This window comes from Paraburkholderia sp. Cpub6 (assembly GCF_014201065.1).
GTDB lineage: Bacteria > Pseudomonadota > Gammaproteobacteria > Burkholderiales > Burkholderiaceae > Paraburkholderia > Paraburkholderia tuberum.
The window spans coordinates 1-14,597 of record NZ_JACHDM010000053.1 but is presented as its reverse complement, the minus strand read 5'-3'; the positions used below and the strand labels follow the sequence as shown (position 1 = coordinate 14,597).

The 14,597-nt window shown below is 59.5% G+C and carries 10 protein-coding genes and 1 pseudogene; 6 read left to right on the top strand and 5 right to left on the bottom strand.

What is annotated here, in order from left to right:
• Positions 1-313 precede the first annotated feature (313 nt).
• Positions 314-763, bottom strand: a complete 450-nt coding sequence (locus HDG33_RS35835) for a hypothetical protein (RefSeq protein WP_184040865.1) — start codon at positions 761-763, stop codon at positions 314-316.
• 1,003 nt (positions 764-1,766) lie between these two features.
• The gene (locus HDG33_RS35830) at positions 1,767-2,708 is read right to left on the bottom strand and encodes a hypothetical protein (RefSeq protein ID WP_184040862.1); all 942 of its coding nucleotides are present in this window, start codon (positions 2,706-2,708) and stop codon (positions 1,767-1,769) included.
• A 531-nt stretch (positions 2,709-3,239) separates the two neighbouring features.
• On the opposite strand from HDG33_RS35830, the gene HDG33_RS35825 reads away from it, so the two are divergent.
• The 3 genes from HDG33_RS35825 (at position 3,240) to HDG33_RS35815 (ending at position 8,482) form a co-directional block, all read left to right on the top strand.
• A complete protein-coding gene (locus tag HDG33_RS35825) occupies positions 3,240-7,199 on the top strand; it encodes an AAA family ATPase (RefSeq protein WP_184040859.1) in 3,960 nt (1,319 codons plus the stop codon).
• 532 nt (positions 7,200-7,731) lie between these two features.
• The gene (locus tag HDG33_RS35820) at positions 7,732-8,028 is read left to right on the top strand and encodes a YdhR family protein (protein WP_184040856.1); all 297 of its coding nucleotides are present in this window, start codon (positions 7,732-7,734) and stop codon (positions 8,026-8,028) included.
• A gap of 274 nt (positions 8,029-8,302) precedes the next feature.
• Positions 8,303-8,482 carry a hypothetical protein gene (locus HDG33_RS35815; protein WP_184040871.1) on the top strand — a complete coding sequence of 60 codons (180 nt, stop codon included), beginning with the start codon at positions 8,303-8,305 and terminating at the stop codon, positions 8,480-8,482.
• A gap of 2 nt (positions 8,483-8,484) precedes the next feature.
• Here HDG33_RS35815 and HDG33_RS35810 read toward each other — a convergent pair whose 3' ends face one another.
• The 3 genes from HDG33_RS35810 to HDG33_RS35800 all read right to left on the bottom strand — a co-directional run bounded on the left by HDG33_RS35810 (position 8,485) and on the right by HDG33_RS35800 (position 11,358).
• Positions 8,485-9,855, bottom strand: coding sequence for an FAD-binding oxidoreductase (locus tag HDG33_RS35810; RefSeq protein ID WP_184040853.1), 1,371 nt, complete (start codon positions 9,853-9,855; stop codon positions 8,485-8,487).
• Positions 9,856-10,344: 489 nt separating this feature from the next.
• Positions 10,345-11,166 (bottom strand): alpha/beta fold hydrolase, encoded by an 822-nt coding sequence (locus HDG33_RS35805; protein ID WP_184040850.1) that lies wholly within the window; start codon positions 11,164-11,166, stop codon positions 10,345-10,347.
• Positions 11,167-11,208: 42 nt separating this feature from the next.
• On the bottom strand, positions 11,209-11,358 hold the full coding sequence (locus HDG33_RS35800; protein ID WP_184040868.1) for a DUF3563 family protein: 150 nt from the start codon (positions 11,356-11,358) through the stop codon (positions 11,209-11,211).
• A 461-nt stretch (positions 11,359-11,819) separates the two neighbouring features.
• Between HDG33_RS35800 and HDG33_RS38185 the strand changes: the two are divergent.
• From HDG33_RS38185 to HDG33_RS35785, 3 genes and pseudogenes are all read left to right on the top strand, one after another.
• A pseudogene (locus HDG33_RS38185) lies at positions 11,820-12,185 on the top strand (class I SAM-dependent methyltransferase); the annotation flags it as partial.
• Between the two features lie 359 nt (positions 12,186-12,544).
• Positions 12,545-13,588, top strand: a complete 1,044-nt coding sequence (locus tag HDG33_RS35790; protein ID WP_184040847.1) for a ParA family protein — start codon at positions 12,545-12,547, stop codon at positions 13,586-13,588.
• A complete protein-coding gene (locus HDG33_RS35785; RefSeq protein ID WP_184040844.1) occupies positions 13,585-14,310 on the top strand; it encodes a hypothetical protein in 726 nt (241 codons plus the stop codon). The genes HDG33_RS35790 and HDG33_RS35785 overlap by 4 nt, the downstream gene beginning before the upstream one ends.
• The last annotated feature ends 287 nt before the right edge of the window (positions 14,311-14,597 follow it).

Below are 14,597 nucleotides of genomic sequence, written 5' to 3'. Positions count from 1 at the left end.
TCATCGTGAGTCTGTTCCGTAAACTGCCTTCTTCTATAACGTCCTCGGCTACGCCAGCGATGACCACCGAGCTGAATAAATCAGCGTTTCCCTAGGCCTATTCTCGGTTCGCCCGCTATCCTGCGTCATCAGACTCCTCGCCTGACTCCAACTGGCGTAGCCGAGCAAGAAGGACAATACCTCTACCCGTTCGACCGTGGCCTGGAGTTCTTCAATGCGAGCGGAAAACTTCTGCTCATCGAATCCGGCGGAGGTACTCGAGGCTCACGACACCTCGCGCCTCGCTCAGATGAGCGCAGGGGGCAGCCTTCTACTACGCCCGCTCAACGTTGAAAGCTGCCTCATCTTCATATGCTGATTGGGAAATGCCACGCGGGTGGCATTGCTTGCAGACAACGGCCAGATAATCAACGTCGATCGTCCGTGAAACGAAGGTTCCTTCGTCGACTGACTCGTCCTGGAGGTACGTAAGATGAAACTCGGTCATATCGACGGGTTCAGCGCACTTGGCACAGCTTTCGACAGGCCCTATGTCCGGGTACCGGATCGGCACCCCCTCTTTAGCCATCACTTCATCGCGACGCTTTTCCAGACAGGCCCTGGAACAGTAACACTCCAGACCTTCTGCATCAGCAATCTCGATCACAGGCAGTGATTTAGTGAAGTCCACCCGCTCCCATTCTCGCGTAATACTGAATACTCTCCCCTTGAATCGAATGTTGCACGTAAAACATTCATACTCATCTTCCGGTATCGAGTTCATAATGATCTCGCGAATGCAGGCTAGTGAGCATGTTAGGTCAAATGTTTCGTGACGGCGCGCCGCGTATTCAGCGCCTTGCGGCGATAACGCCGCTTATCACGGCCAGGCCGCGCTGGCAGCAGGGACTCTCCCCCGTTCTCCCTTCGTTGCGCCGCTCTGCCCGGCCGTGACGCCGCCGGCCGGGTCCGGTGTGCGGCTTCCCGCGTCGGCCGTGCACAGGATCGCACCAGGGTTTATACTGAATCCGTCTCCTCCATGTCTCCACATGGATTCCGGCCCGCCGCGCCCGGGCCTTTTTTTGTTGGCCGGGCGTCGGCGCGGGGCGACGGGGGCATCCCCCTCTTCTCCGGACTGATTAGGCAGATGCCGGCCCCACTGCGGCCGCTCGGGACGCCGGAGATCAGGCACCGGGTATCAGAGTCCGGCAGTCGCCAGGTACCGCCACTTTAATGACAAAAATTCGGCCAATGCCGACATTGGCGCGCTCTGGTTTCTACGTCGGCAATATGGCGGACTCCTGACGGTGGCAGCATCGAGCAACCCTACGGCAGCTTTCCGCATCAGCGAACTCACACTCTCGACCCGTTAGAGTCACTCAGAACTTCCTTCCTACCGTCCGCAATCGGCGCAGCACGAGACGCTCGCCGTTGCCTCATCGGCCTCGGGCTTCGTCACAGGGTCTTGGGGGACGACGTCGACAACCTGATAAGGGGACCCAGTTTCGACAGGTTCGATGATGGCAGAGAGTCCCGCTTCTGCTCTGGCATGGCGTTCGAACAAGGCGAGAAGTTCGGGGCGCAGCCCATCGCCGCGTTGGGCTGCGAGAGCGTGAAGGGAAAGAAATGGCAACATGATTAAACTCCATTCTGAGCGCCTCGCGCCGACTTGCGTCCATTGCAGTCAGGTTGACAAGGCTTGGTGCCGATTCGTCGAAAGCGGTACATCGTCTCTGCGCCGGCGAGCGACCGCGACAAATGTAGGTCGCGGTCACTCGCGTGTCTGGTCAACTCATGATTGGCGCCATCGCGGTTTCGATGCGAGCCGCCTGGTTCTCGGTGATCATGCTGCCGAGGATCTGTCTGAAGCGGGGCTCCTGCACGCCAGAAATGATGTATTGCCACCTATAGGCCGCAAGCAGACCGGTGCGCACGGATTCCTCGTCGCACTGCAAGAACGATCTTCCGCAAACTTTGAGGAAGTAGTCCGCGTCGGCCCGAGCCTGCATCTGGAGCAGACCGTCGACGGCACCGACCAGTTCGATCAGATCAGTCACCGCACTGTCGCGTTCCTCAAACGAGATTTGGGCGTGTTCGCGTCGCCACTCCATTTCATCGAGAATCGCGTGCTGCGACTCCTCTCGCCAGTGGTAAAGAAAGACGTCCTTCCACAACTCGGACGAATTTGCGTCGTCGCCGATGCTCCCGCGATAGTGCGCCAGCACGAAGAGCTCGATATGACAGGTCAGGGCGAGCACGGCCCACGTGGACTTGGCGAGGACAAGCGATGCGACGCTATTCGGCTCCGGTAAAAAGGCGTAGCCGTCCGGCATGCCCTCTGCACACATGCGCTCGATGCGGCGAAACAGCTCCTGGTGCTTGAGCTCTTCATCACCGAACCGTACGAGTGCTTCCAGCGCGTTCTGGTCGCCCAGCCGGTAATTGCCGCTCACCTCCAGCACCTTGGCCGCGATGAAGCGTTCCACCAAGCCGAACATGTTAGCGTAGGTCCGGCCCTGAATCTGACTGAGCAGGCGTTGTTCCTCAGCGGTAAGGACGAGGAGACGATCGACCTTCGAAAGAGCGTCTGGCAGGAACCTCTCGGTAAAGTCAAAGGATCGACCGCGAATCACATCGCGGTCGATGTCCCAGCGAACGCGCTTGGAGGCTGCGATGCACTGGGCGTAGCGGTCGGTGTCGATTTGACGCCCGTTATTCAGCATTTCCATTGAAATTTCTCCAGTCATTTGAGATTGAACTACGCCTTGCACGTTCGACGCGGCCCGGACAGGAAAGGCCCGCCGTCCGATCGAAACCATGTGGGGCCGCCAGGCAACGAGCCTTCGGCCCGTAGGGTGCACGCGACGCGGTGCCTGGCTAGCTGCGTCGCAGCGCTGCAAAAACGATTTCCGTCCTGGATTCGGGGCTCCGCGGGCGTCGCCCGTTCAGCCACGTCATGCATGGCCACCCTGGCAGCGCCGAAACCGTTCGGCGCTGCCAAATGCGGCGGCAGAGCATCGCGTTGACCCTTGTCGGCAGACGCCGTGCTTCCTCCTTTCGGGCGGCGGAACATCGATTTGATGTGAAGTGTCCGTGGGAGACGTCATTGATCCGTGAATTGCGTGCTGAGCCGCGTAAAAAAGCCGTCAAAAGAAGTCAAACGCATGCGACGCCGGTGTGGGGAGAACCGGCGCGGGGATCGAATGCGGTGCGCCCGCCAGGAGTAAACTCTTCAAGGGACACTTCACCTCACCCCTGACATGAACCGGCTCACGATCGCAGTCCTCGGAGGTCTGAACATCCAGCTCGCCGGGGCTGATATGCCGCTGGATTTTCCGACACGGAAGAGCAAGGCCTTCCTGGCTTACCTTGCCCTGTCTCCCGGCATGTTGCGCTCACGTGAGCAACTGGCTGCAACGTTCTGGGACCGCAGCGCAGAGGAGCAGGCGCGTGCGAGTCTGCGGCAGACCCTTTCGAGCTTGCGCAGGACACTGCCGAGCGTGCTCCCGCTGTTCAATGCAGACTCAGATGCCATCTGGCTCGACGCGCGCGCCGTGGAAGTCGACGCGTTGCGATTCGCGCAACTCTCGGTTGAGCGCTCCAGCGACTCCCTTGAGCAGGCGGTTGCACTCTACCGGGGTGAACTGCTCGACGGGTTCAGCCTGCGTGAAGAACACTTCGAGCAGTGGATGACGGCTGAGCGACGGCGTTATCACGAGTGTGCGGTGCAAGCCTTCTCTGAACTCGCCAGCCACTACGAGCGAGTTGACCATTTCGATGGCGCGATCGCGATTGCCGGGAGATTGCTGGCGCTCGATCCCTTGCTCGAATGGGCTCATGCTGCGCTCATCAGGCTGTATTCGCGGACCGGCCGCCGAGATGCCGCCCTTCGTCAATTTCAGGAGTGCGCTCGCATTCTGAGCGTCGAACTCGGGATTGCCCCAGCCGAGGAAACACAACGACTGGCGGCGGAAATTCACCGCGAATTTACCCCTCGGGGCGTGCCCCGCGCGACAATCGCGCCCCCGGTCGCCCACCAGCGGTTCGCCGGACCGTCGGGGACCGCCCTGGCCCCGGGAGAGGGACCAGACGAGCCCGCCCCGGTGCTTCCCGCCGAGCGCAAGCAGCTCACTGTGCTCTGCGCACGCATCCGTGAAGCCATCGACGACCGGGATCCCGAGGCGGCGCTCGAACGCATCGACCCTGTTCTCGAGGCCATGGTCGACGCGGTCCAGCGTTTCGACGGCACGATCACCCATGTTCGGGCCGATGGCGTGACGGCGTTGTTCGGCGCGCCTCTGGCGCAGGAGGACCATGCGGTTCGGGCCTGCTACGCGGCGCTCGCGATGCGGGAGATGATTCCGGCGCGCGCTCATCGGGCTCTGGATGTACGGATCGGCATCCATTCCGGTGAGGCGGTCGTCCGGACGATCGGCGACGCGCGCTCGCGCCATTACGACGCCGTTGGTCCCGTGCCGCAGGTCGCGAGCCAGATCGACGCTGTCATCGCCGCCGGCGAGATCGGCCTTACAGCAGATACCGCTCGATGCGCGGAAGGATTCGTCGAGCTCTCTGGGCACGCGGCGAAGCTGCTCGAGGGCGTGCCGGCTCCGGTGAAGCTCTTCACGCTTCACACGAAGTCCGCTCTGCGTCTGCGCTGGGACGCGCGCATTGCACGGGGCCTCACGCGGTTCGTCGGCCGCGCCGCCGAAATGGCCCGGCTGGGAGAGCTGCTCGAGTCCGCCGCGCGCGGTTCCGGGCAGGTGGGCGCGATCGTCGGTGAAGCGGGGATCGGAAAGTCGCGCCTTGTGCACGAGTTTGTCCACTCCCGCTGCGTGGCCGGGTGGACGATACTCGAGACGGGCGCGACGTCATACGATTCGATGGCGACTTATGTTCCGATTGCGACTCTGCTGCGCAGGTGGTTCAAGATCGGGGAGCGCGACACGCAGACGGAAGCGGACGAAAAGCTTCGTCGCGGCGTCAAAGCCCTCGACCCCGCACTCGCGCCAGCGCTTCCTCCGCTGGCTGCGCTGCTGGACCTCCCGCCGGACGACCCCCAGTGGTCGATGTTGAGCCCGCCGCAAAAGCGCAAGCGCACTTTGGAGGCGGTGACAGCGCTGATGATGCGCGAGAGCGAGGCGCGGCCCTTGATCCTGGTCGTGGAAGACCTGCACTGGAGCGATGCCGGCACGCAGGCCGTGCTCGATCACCTGGTCGACACGCTCGCCGCCTCTCGCGTGCTGCTCCTCGTTACCCATCGACCGGAGTACCGGCACGAGTGGTTCGCGAAGAGCTACTTCTCCCAGTTGCGCGCGAGCGCTCTCAGCGCGGAAAATGCCGACCTCCTCCTGCGCACCCTGCTGGGTGACGATCGCCAGTTGGTCGAGCTTCGCAGACAACTGATCGAACGCACGGGACGGACACCGCTTTTCCTGGAAGAGTCGGTCCGCGCGCTCGCGGACACCGGTGCGCTTGCGGGCAGTCCCGGCGCATACTGGGCCGTCCGATCGATCGAGACATTCGAGATTCCATCCACGGTCCATGCGGTTCTCGCTTCGCGGATCGATCGCCTGCCGGCCGAGCAGAAGGCCCTGCTGCAGATGGCGGCCGTGATTGGCCAGGACGTTCCTGTAGAGCTTTTGGAGCCGATCTCCAATCTTGGTCGGGATCGGCTGCTCGAGCTCGTCGGCGAACTTCAGGCAGCGGAGTTCCTCTATCAGACACGTTTGCTGCCGGAGCCTCAATACACGTTCAAGCATGCGCTCACGCATCGGGTCGCGTACGCGAGCGTGCTCAAGGAGCGGCGTCGCACGATACATGTGCAGCTCGTCGAGACCATCGAGAAACTCTATGGGGACCGCCTGGACGAGCATGTGGAGCGCCTCGCGCATCACGCGCTCGGTGGTGAGCAATGGGACAAGGCCGTTCTCTATCTCTATCGGTCAGCCGGCAAGGCGATTCAGCGGTTTGCGTATCAGCAGGCGATCCAGTATTTGAACAAGGGGCTCGAGATCATCGGAAACTTGCCGAAATCGCACGCGCGGCTCAGGCAGGAGCTCGACTATCAGAAGGCAATGGGCGTGACGATGATGGCGGCGAAGGGTTGGGCAGCCAGCGAGGTTCTGAACGCATACACGCGAGCCCGAGTGCTGTGCGAAGAGCTGAACGACCAGCGCGAGCTGTTCGTTGTCTTACGCGGTGAGGGTCAATATCGGATGATCCGGGGCGAGTCGAAGATCGCGCGCGAGCTCGGCGATCGGTGTGTCGAGTTGACCGCAGGCTCGAAGGATCTGGGCGTTCGCATCGAGACGCATCACCTCTTCTGGACGAACAGCTTCTTCATGGGCGAATACGCCAGTGCCCATTTCCACTCTGCAAAGGGGATATCGCTTTACGAACGCGACCGGGATCACGCACTGACTTACACCTATTCCGGACACGATCCGGGCGTGTGCTGCCGGTGCTTCTCGGCCCTGACCCAGTGCCTCTGCGGATATCCCGACCAGTCGCTCCTGATTTGCGAAGACGCTCTGACGCTCGCGCAGCAACTCGAGCACCCGCTCACGACCGCACTGGCACACTGGGCGTACAGTTTTGCGCACATCCTGCGCCGTGAACCGGAGCCCGCGAAGCATTGGGCACAGCGCGAGATCGCGGTCTGCGAGGAGTATATGTTGCCACTGCTGCTTTCCCAGGGGACATTCCAGCTCGGTTGGGCTCTCGCGGAACTCGGCGATCTCGACGAAGGAATTGAGCGGATGCGCGAAGGAATCGCGGCGATCACCGCGACCGGCGCGGAGATGGGACTACCGTACTTCGTCGCGCTGCTCGGCGAAGCACTTGGCAAGGCAGGCAAACCCGACGCCGGACTCAGGGAGATTGACCGGGCACTGGTCACCGCAAACCAGCGCGGCGGACGCTTCCAGCTCCCCGAGATGCTGCGCCTGAAAGGCGAGCTTCTGGCGATGCTTGCGCGCTCCATGCTCCCTGAAGCGGAAACGTGCTTTCGCGAGGCGATCGCGGTTGCCGACAAGCAAGGCGCGAAGCTGCCGAAGCTCCGATCGGCGATAAGCCTCGCGCGGCTGCTCGCCGACAGCGGCGAACCAGGAAAGGCGTGCTGCGTGCTGCAACCCGCCTGCGAGGTGATCACGCAAGGCCGCGATTTGGCCGATCTCAAGGCGGCAAGAGCGCTGCTGGCAAATTTGCAGAATCAGTAGCCGGGGGATCGGTTGCAGCCCTACGTTCAGCCTTGTTGCAGTCCGATGCACTGCGAGCCCTTATGAATTCGCTGACTCAAGCCTCGTTAGCGGGCGAGATTGTTACCGAGCCTCCCGCTGTCCGCTTGATATTCGACCCATCTACGTCGGGAAGCAATCTACCGCTTCCCGCAACGACCGACGGACCGACGAGCGACTCATACTGGCGCTTCCAAAACCGCGCTGTTGCCCCGGGGATTGCGGCTAAATCGGATATCGAGCAATGTTCACGGCGACATAGCTCGACGCTTACAAAGGCCGATGAGTCGTCCATTGCCGTCCCCGCGCCGAATGTCCGCCCCCTCCGGCGGATGCGACTTTCGAATGTCTGTACAAGGTCTGAAGCGGGAGACTGCTTCTGGCCGTCACACGCGACGACGCGATACTGTCGCTCAGGGCCCAAGCTGCATTCGCTGCCCCGAGCGGGTGCTGTTCTTGTCGAGACGGGCTCTTTCGTCCATGCTTTCGATAACTGCCTCGAAAGGAGTGTGACATGATCGGTGTATTCGTTACGTTTTGCTACGGAGACAATTTTGATGAGCAAGCCGTCGGGAAGATCGCTGAGACCGCACGTGCAAAGTTTGATGGAATGCCAGGCCTACGCTCAAAGGCTTTCACGCTCAATCCCGGAAAACGTGAGGCCACGAACTTCTACGTTTGGGAGTCAGAGGACGCAGCCAAAGCGTTCTTCACCGATGAACTGCTCGATCGAGTAACTAGTCTCTACGGTGTACGCCCTAACGTCGAGTTCGTGCAGATTGCCACACTAGTGGAAAACTTTCGAGCATGACGTCGTCGAGGGTCGTGGGCAGAAAAGCATGACGTCCAACCCCGCGTTCGGGCGGATGGCTTCCTCGCTGCGAGCGTCGACCGCCCCTCGTGTCAAACGTCAAGCGTCCGCTATCCGAAAAGTCGACCGGCGGCTTTGGGTCGAGATGGAATGGACACCGCCCTCCCTTCGGGGACGCGACGTTCTGCAGGAACTGAGGGGCCCTCCAGAACCGATCGGCATCAATGTGCCGGAGTGGAGTTTTGACACGTCCACTGAGGAACGGAGGGCCTAAATGAATGCTACGACATACGGACTTGACGTCGCAAAGCAGATCTTCCAGATGTACTGGTTCGACGCTCTTCAAGCTGCGCGCGACACAAGCAAGTTAGCCGGCAACGACGACGGCAATGTCGGCGGCGCATTCGCGCTGAACACCGCCACGCGGCACGGTCGCGCGAGGCCGCGCGCGTAGATTCACGCTTTCGGTTTAATGTTCTGGTTGACTCGAAACAGGTTGTTGGGATCGTACTTCGCCTTGATCAAGGCGAGGCGCTTGTAGTTTTCGCCGTAGCTCAGTTCGACGCGGTTCCCGGCCTCGTCGGCGTCCATGAAGTTGACGTAGGCACCTTCCAGATTGAACGGGTGGATGGCCTCCCAATAGTTACGCCCCCACGTCTTAAGCGCCTCGGCGTCCCTGGGATCGGGGCTGACCGCCGCAATGACCATCGAAAAAGACGCGTCCCGCGCGCTCCACGGCGTGGCGTCCCTGGCGACCCGCTGAACGGCACCGTCTATGGGGTAAAGGTGCATCAGGCAGAAGGGGGTGGGTGCCTTGAGTGCGTTGGCGATGTGCACGTCGATCGCCTCGTCAGGCAACGCCTTGACAAAGTCGCCCTTCCAGTACCACTGCAAGCCTTTCGGGAAGAACGGGTCGAACAGGCTGTTGATGGCAGTCCACGGCATCTCGCCCATCCAGTTGAACAGCGGCGCAGGCAGCGTCTCAAGCAGCGAGGCCATGAGCTTCTGACCTTCTATGGTTGGTCCGTTGAACGCACCGATCAGGGCGCAGGCGCGTTTGTTCCAGTGCTCCTTCGGGAACGGATCGGTGGGAGGCACGCTTTTGAGGCCGACAAACAGGCCAAGGTCTTCGGGGGCGTTTGGGATGAAGTCGCGGTACATCGCCATAACCTGTTTGGCGTCCTTGGCGTCCCAGAAGATCGGACCGGCGAACACCATTTTGGCTTGGTGGGCCTGAAATAGAAAGCTCGTCACCACGCCGAAGTTACCGCCGCCCCCGCGCACCGCCCAGAAGAGATCAGCGTGTTTGTCCTTGCTAGCGGTGACGAAAGAGCCGTCTGCCAGCACAACATCCACTTCGAGCAAATTGTCGACGGTGAGGCCGTGCTTGCGTGTGAGATAGCCAGTTCCTCCGCCCAAGGTCAGACCTGAGACGCCCGTGCTGCCCACGATGCCGAGCGGTACGGCGAGGCCAAAGGCGTGGGTCGCATGATCGAGATCCGCTGCAGTGCAGCCAGGATCGACACGCACGTCGCGGCTCGCTGGGTCGACGCGTACGCTGCGCATCTGCGACAGGTCGATGACCAGCCCACCGTCGCAACTGCCCAACCCGGGGCCGTTGTGTCCGCCTCCGCGGATTGCGAGAAGCAGGTTGTTATCGCGCGCGTAGTTGACCGCCGCCATGACATCGGCGGCGTCGGTGCAGCGAGCGATCACCTTGGGCCGCTTATCGATCATACCGTTGTAAAGCGCTCGCGCCTCGTCGTAGTCCTTGTCGGACGGACCAATCAGCCTTCCGTGAAATTCGCGAATCGCAAATTCGCCCATGACGCTGTCTCCTTGAAGAGTAAATCCATTTTGCGTACGCCCGCCGCGGGGCTGCCGTACCGGGAAGCTTCGCACCGAACAGTCCACAAGAACGAAATCGACGCGTGGGATCAATAAGCATTTACGCACGTATCTGGTAGCCGTACGCGTGCCTTAGCCTCGCCCCTCACTTGATCAAAAGCATAGTGCTTCGATGGAACTTCCGATCGACAACTGGGAGGAAGACGAGCGAGCAACCAGTCGAATGAAACCCGACCAATCGTCGGCCGCTCTTTAGCCCAGGAGAAAAAAGGGGGCATCCAATCGCGGACTTGACCGGCCAGACGGCTTTGAAGCGTCCGATGCAGCCTCAAGTGGTCGATATGAATGGCCGCAACGGGAATTCCGAAAGTCTCCTTCGGGGCAGTTTGAGCCGATCGCAGATCGCGCGGACTAGACCGTGAGCGATCCGTCGAGTGACGGATTGCTCGGGTGAACACGTAACACATGCTATAAACCCGCAGCGCGTCGGACCGCGGTCTCGTCCCACTCGCCGATATGCCGCGCGATCGCCGCATTGACGGTCTGCGCATGCGTGAGCGGTCCCATGTGCCCTGCTTCGGGCACAACGAGCAGCTTCGCGGCCGGCATCAGCGAGGGCAAGGTCTCCGCGATTAGACGCGTCGGCGCCGGCGCGTGCTCGCCGCGCATCACGAGCGTCGGGATGCGAAGTTTCGCGTAGGCGCTCGGGGGCGTCGGCTCGTGAATCAGTGCTCGGAAATCGAGCGGCGCCTTGGGCACCCAGCGGGTGAGCATCGCCTGCACCGAGGGGCGCAGCGATGACCATGTGCCCGGCCCGCCCCAGTAATCGACGAACGAGCGCGCCGCACCGCGCCAGTCTCCCGCGACGACGCCTTCCGCCGTACGCGCCGCGATGCCCAGAATCTCCGCAAATTCGCGCGCGCCGCGTGTTCCCATCCCTTTAAGCAGATGGAATGCCGAAGGCTCGTACAACGTGATGCTCGCCACACCGTGCGGTCGTTCGAGCGCCGCGCGCAACGCGACGCCGCCGCCATACGAATGACCGACGAGATGTATCTTGCTGCGCTGCCGATCGATTATTTCGACCGTGCGCGCTGCTTCGTCCGCGAGCGTGAACGCGCGCTCACCGCTCCACGGTCCGACGCTGTCGCAGCCGTAATGCTCAGGCGCAATCAGCGAATAGCGCCCATCGAGCAGTTCATCGAGCGCACGCCATTGATTTGCGCCGGCGCCCGAGCAATGCAAGGCGATGACGGCTGTGCGCTCATTGTTCGAAGTCAAGCTCGGCATGTCGGAATTCCATATCGTTTGTCAGTGTTCGATAGATGTGCATCAGGCGTCACCTTCGATCGCGCGCATGCGCCGCTCGAGCTCGCCGATATCGGCGCAAGACGCGAGATATGCATCGCGCCGGCCGTGCTCCGCACGATTCAGGACTATCCCGACGCACTCATTTAGGTATGCGAATAAAACATGGCCCATCGAAATTAGATAAATCAACATCCTGTCCTCCACTGGCGTGTGATGCTGCGGACTCCAGAGCGCCGGGTGGATCCGCGCGTGTCGACTACCTTTGCATCTTCCGCGCCAATTTTGCGGATGCCTTGCGCCGTGCGGCTCTCGTCGAAATTACCCGCAATCGGCCCATACGAAGTGTCGGGTACGCGCCAACGTTTTTATTCTGAAAGACATCCATGGCCAAACACTCTGCATTGGTGAGTGGCATCTGGAGACTCCTTTGATGGTGGGAGGGACTTTTCTGAATCGGCCGCGGCGCGCTGCGCGATGGTAACCAGTTTCAGTCATCCGCCTAGGCTAAGAAATGCCCAAGACGCCATCGAATCTGACCAGGCGTCCGAATTTATCGGCGGCAACGACACGGCGCATCCCGAGACTATGCCAGGTTCAGCCAATGTTTACAACAGCCGCTGAATAGTTACGGCTTTGCCGAAGAAACGAGCCCGACTTTTATCCCCGGCTTCTGCGACTGCGCTGAAGCGATGTTCAGCAGCCTGCCGAAACTCGAAGCCGCGTTTCGCAGGGGTTTCGGCATCGGTTGGCATCGGCATCATCCATCGCTGTTTCGGGGTACGGAACGATTCTTTCGTCCGGGCTATGCAGCGCATCTGGTGGATGAATGGATCCCCGCGCTCTACGGAGTACAAGAGATTCTCAAGGGGCGTGGCGCGAAAGTCGCGGATGTCGGCTGTGGCCACGGCGCATCCACGATACTGATGGCTCAGGCATACCCCAGCGCGGCTTTCGTCGGCTTCGATTCTCACGAACCGTCCGTGCAGAGAGCACGTGAACTTGTCGACGGAGCGGCTTATAGGTGATGCTCGATCCGCGAGGACTTTTGCCATCCGTGATGGAACGTCCGTTGAACGATTGAGAGCGGGCTTTTGCCTATAAGCTTCGAACGGCTCTTTGTGGCCGATAGGACCTGTTCGATGAACGTTTTACAGAGCCGACGTCGGAATCCTCAAAGGCAGCTTTCCGGCGACTTGCGCGAATGCGTACTGCCGGCCATGAAGGGACGGTCCAGATCGCGTCTGATTGGCCCATGTCGATTGGATGGAAGACGTTCGAGTGCTGTTCGACAGAATCAGTCAGTTTTGAGGCGCGAACCAGTGTAATCTAGGCGTTTCGCGCAAAATTTGAGACCAACATGACGAAAATTCTGACCCTTTACAATCATAAAGGTGGAGTTTCGAAAACCACTACGACCTTCAACCTTGCCCATGCACTCGCGGACAAATATCAGACCAGGATTCTAATGGTGGATGCGGATCCTCAATGCAATCTGACAGAACTGGCGTTGTCACAACTGATCGAGTCACTTGACAAACAGGCGGCCGATCAGGATGCGGACAATCAGCTTCCAGGTACGACGATTTTGGACGCCTTGAAGCCAAGGTTCGTCGGTGATCGTTCAACCGTGGATATTGATTCGATCGAATTGCTTCCCGTCGTCGGCGGTGATGAGCGGGTCTTTTTGTTCCGGGGCGACATCGCACTGAGTGAGTCCGAAGACACACTTTCGCAAGCGCATAGCATGCGCACTACGAATGATTTGCACCAAAAACGCAACTACGTCGCGCTTAATGACATGCTGCGGAGGCTCGGCGAAAAGCAGAAATTTAGTCACATCCTTGTCGATGTCGGCCCTAGTGCCGGTGCGCTCACGAGAGCGTGCTTTCTGGCATCGGACATCTTCATGGTGCCTGTTTTTCCTGATCGCTTCAATTTTCAGGCGATCGGCTCGCTTTCGCAGATCATTAGCAAATGGATCGTCGAGCACGCGGCCGTTGTCGACGACTTCAAAAAGCTCGGATTGAACGTAGCGCCGGGTAAGCCCGAGTTTCGAGGGCTCATAGTCCAAAGATTTCAGAAATATGGCGGATCGCCTAAGCCAGCGTTTGATCATTGGATGAAACGAATTCCTCAGCGAGCCGGCAGTCAACTAATGCCTTCGCTTATTGAAGCCGCCAAGGATAAATCCATTGTTGCGGACCATTGCTGGGCCAATCCCACTGTAGCGGAGATTCCAGAATTCGCAAGCTTAGCGCCCATGATGCTTACTTGGGGCAAGGCCGTGTGGAAGCTCACTCAAGAGGAGACGGGCTGGGGCGGAAGCGTCTGGGAGCAACGCAGTGCGGCTATGAATTCGTTCAGAGACCTCTTTTATGAGCTTGCTGAAGTCGTCCAATGACAACCATGAATGATCCAACTCTCGAATATAGCGTTGTAGGCTTTCTCGACATTCTGGGCTTTTCGGCGATGGTTGAAAAGGATTCGTGTAGCGACGAACCGAAATATCTTCCAGTCTTTCTCGGTGTTTTTGAGGAACTGGCCGCGAGCGTGGACAAGGATGGGCTCGACGTAAAAATGTTTTCAGATTCAATCGTCATCGCAGCCGCTCTTGAACCAAGAAATGTAATAGGGGTGATAAAAGTTGCATCGGCCTTGCAGCGTCTTTTTTTAAAGCGACGTATTCTTCTTCGAGGCGGAGTCGCATTTGGAAAGCATTTTTCAAATGCCAATATTATGTTTTCACAGGCGCTCGTGAATGCCTACCTGATCGAAAGTAAAATCGCTCGATTTCCGAGAGTTGTAATTGATGAAAGCGTTCTGAATTTCGCGTGGCATCACAACAGCACGGATGATGTCCTCAAGCAAGAAATCAGAGATAACGTTGTCAAGGATCGCGATGGTGCGATGTTCGTTGATTATTTGACTGAGGCAACCTTGGGCGAACTGACGTCACATGTTCAAGCTTGCATTGAAGGCAATACGTCTCCCCACGAGACGATTTTGGAAAAAATGCGTTGGCTGTTTGATTATCACAACCATTGTGCAAACTCCTATACGTTGCAGCCGCTGGACGTTCAGAACCTTGTGAACGGATTTTCAAAAATCGAAACGATTCCCTGATCCAGTTGTTATATGTTCATTCTTACGGGCACCTGTAGTGCAAGGGCAACGTCCGTTAGCCATTCAGCACGAGACGGTCACTCCGCTGGAACGAACGGCAGATCAGGGGTAAGCGTCATTTGAAGGCCGTATCGACATCGACGTTGAGAGTGTCCAAAGTGATGCCCATCACTTCGAGTAGTGGGGACCACTTTGATGACAGAGATCGACTGTGCCGGGAGTCGCAAGGGGCGGCCGAATTACGCGCCTGAATTCAGGCGTGAAGTTGCGATGGCAGCGTGCGAGCC

What these genes read in the sequence shown, in the direction of transcription:
- HDG33_RS35835 (WP_184040865.1), bottom strand. Translation starts at nt 763, where the DNA reads ATGAACTCGATACCGGAAGATGAGTATGAATGTTTTACGTGCAACATT.
- HDG33_RS35830 (WP_184040862.1), bottom strand. Translation starts at nt 2,708, where the DNA reads ATGGAAATGCTGAATAACGGGCGTCAAATCGACACCGACCGCTACGCC.
- HDG33_RS35825 (WP_184040859.1), top strand. Translation starts at nt 3,240, where the DNA reads ATGAACCGGCTCACGATCGCAGTCCTCGGAGGTCTGAACATCCAGCTC.
- HDG33_RS35820 (WP_184040856.1), top strand. Translation starts at nt 7,732, where the DNA reads ATGATCGGTGTATTCGTTACGTTTTGCTACGGAGACAATTTTGATGAG.
- HDG33_RS35815 (WP_184040871.1), top strand. Translation starts at nt 8,303, where the DNA reads ATGAATGCTACGACATACGGACTTGACGTCGCAAAGCAGATCTTCCAG.
- HDG33_RS35810 (WP_184040853.1), bottom strand. Translation starts at nt 9,855, where the DNA reads ATGGGCGAATTTGCGATTCGCGAATTTCACGGAAGGCTGATTGGTCCG.
- HDG33_RS35805 (WP_184040850.1), bottom strand. Translation starts at nt 11,166, where the DNA reads ATGCCGAGCTTGACTTCGAACAATGAGCGCACAGCCGTCATCGCCTTG.
- HDG33_RS35800 (WP_184040868.1), bottom strand. Translation starts at nt 11,358, where the DNA reads ATGGGCCATGTTTTATTCGCATACCTAAATGAGTGCGTCGGGATAGTC.
- HDG33_RS35790 (WP_184040847.1), top strand. Translation starts at nt 12,545, where the DNA reads ATGACGAAAATTCTGACCCTTTACAATCATAAAGGTGGAGTTTCGAAA.
- HDG33_RS35785 (WP_184040844.1), top strand. Translation starts at nt 13,585, where the DNA reads ATGACAACCATGAATGATCCAACTCTCGAATATAGCGTTGTAGGCTTT.